This is a genomic window from Brevibacterium sp. S22, assembly GCF_004745485.1.
In the GTDB taxonomy this organism is placed as follows: domain Bacteria; phylum Actinomycetota; class Actinomycetes; order Actinomycetales; family Brevibacteriaceae; genus Brevibacterium.
In genome coordinates this window covers 1-1,599 of sequence record NZ_RHFG01000059.1, presented here as the reverse complement: position 1 = coordinate 1,599, position 1,599 = coordinate 1, and the positions used below count along the sequence as shown (strand labels likewise).

General features: G+C 57.0%; 2 protein-coding genes and 1 pseudogene. All 3 read right to left on the bottom strand.

All coding sequences use genetic code 11. From position 1 onward, the window contains the following. Positions 1-97: 97 nt before the first annotated feature. Positions 98-508, bottom strand: coding sequence for a site-specific integrase (locus EB835_RS20120; RefSeq protein WP_135811189.1), 411 nt, complete (start codon positions 506-508; stop codon positions 98-100). Beyond that, a complete protein-coding gene (locus tag EB835_RS20115; protein WP_135811188.1) occupies positions 505-1,377 on the bottom strand; it encodes a tyrosine-type recombinase/integrase in 873 nt (290 codons plus the stop codon). The genes EB835_RS20120 and EB835_RS20115 overlap by 4 nt, the downstream gene beginning before the upstream one ends. A 111-nt stretch (positions 1,378-1,488) precedes the next feature. Continuing rightward, positions 1,489-1,599, bottom strand: a pseudogene (locus EB835_RS20110) (IS5/IS1182 family transposase); the annotation flags it as partial.

The following is a 1,599-nucleotide window of genomic DNA, read 5'->3' as shown; positions in this document are numbered from 1 at the left end:
GGTTCAAAGCGACCTGGATGACGTCGTCGCGGAATTCTTTCGGGTAGGGCTGTGGCATGGTGTCTATCCTTCCAGGCTTGCCTATGAACAAGCCAGATTAGATGTCACCTAACCCTGCATCAGTCCCTTCTTCGCTCAGGTAGGCCAATGTTGGTGTGGCGGTCTTCGACGGTCTGATGCTGAGGATCTGGCGGATAGTTTCCGCGTATTCAGGGTGGTCGGGTAGAGCGTAAGCCAGGAGAGAACGAATCGCGGTGAGCCGATGATTGCGGGTAGCCGCAGTATTAGCCCGGACATCTCTGAGATAGGCAAGGAAACCGGTGACAGTGGCCCGATCGAGGTGGTCGAGGCGAAGCTCATCGGCACAGACCCTGTTGAGGGTGGTGAGATGTTTGATGAAGATTCTCCACGTGTCGCGGTAGGAGGCGATGGTATTGGCCGACAAGGACCGTTGAGTGTGAACGTAGTCGGTGAAGAACGACTGCAGAATCGTTGCCAAATAGGTCATGACTCTGACTCCATGTTCGTATGATTCGTCCGCCGTTGTGCGGCCAGTGCCAAGAGTTCGGGCACGGCCTGGACATACCAATAGGTATGAGCGGGTTGGGAATGGCCGAGCCAGTTGGCAAGCAGTCCCATTGTGTTCGCAGGGACACCGTCTTCGGAGGTGTAGGCGTGAATCATTACGCGAGTCGCGAATGTGTGTCGCAGATCGTGCAGACACGGAGTGGTCCCGTTCCAGTCGAAGTCAGCAGCCCTGCGAAGTTTGGCGAAATAGCTTTCGATAGTCGGCACCTGGTGTGGTCGTCTACGACGGCTGACGAACAGCGGCCCGCCGGTCTGGAGGTCGAGACGTCTTCTGGGTGAGGATGTCTCGTACGCGGTCAATGCTTCGATCGTTGTCGGATGGAGTGGGATGATTCGCTGAGGTCCTCCTTTGTTTGCCCGTACCAGCAACGTGGTGTCCTCACGGTTCATATCGCTGGTTTCAACCCTGAGAGCTTCGCCGATTCGTAGGCCTGTGGCGACCAGGAGCCCGATGATCGTGGCCATGGTGGCTGCTGTGAGAGGGTCGAAAATGATGGGACAGGTGCTGAGCAGGGCATCGATCTCTTGCTGGGTGTAGATGTGAGGTGTACGCCGCGACCGAGCACCAGGTAAGAGGCGAAGGCCCGGGACTTGAACGTCGGTGCCACAGCCGAGGCAATATTTTGTGTATCCCCGCATCGAGATCAGCATTTGAGCCTGGTAAGAGCGTTGTCGGGGCCCGCCGCTGTGGATCCACGTGAGCACTTCACTGGTGGTGAACACGCCTGTATGGTTGCCCGATTGCCAGAGATATTCGAGGAAACGACGAACGTGTCTTTCTGCTTCCACTAGGGCATGTCTCCTTTATTGGCGGAGCCATGTCAGGATCGCGCTGATCACGACGGCCGCTCGATAGGTGATGGCGAGCTTGTCGTATCTCGTCGCTAGGGCATGTCTCCTTTATTGGCGGAGCCATGTCAGGATCGCGCTGATCACGACGGCCGCTCGATAGGTGATGGCGAGCTTGTCGTATCTCGTCGCTAACCCCCGCCATTGCTTGACGTAGGCAAA

What these genes read in the sequence shown, in the direction of transcription:
- EB835_RS20120 (WP_135811189.1), bottom strand. Translation starts at nt 508, where the DNA reads ATGACCTATTTGGCAACGATTCTGCAGTCGTTCTTCACCGACTACGTT.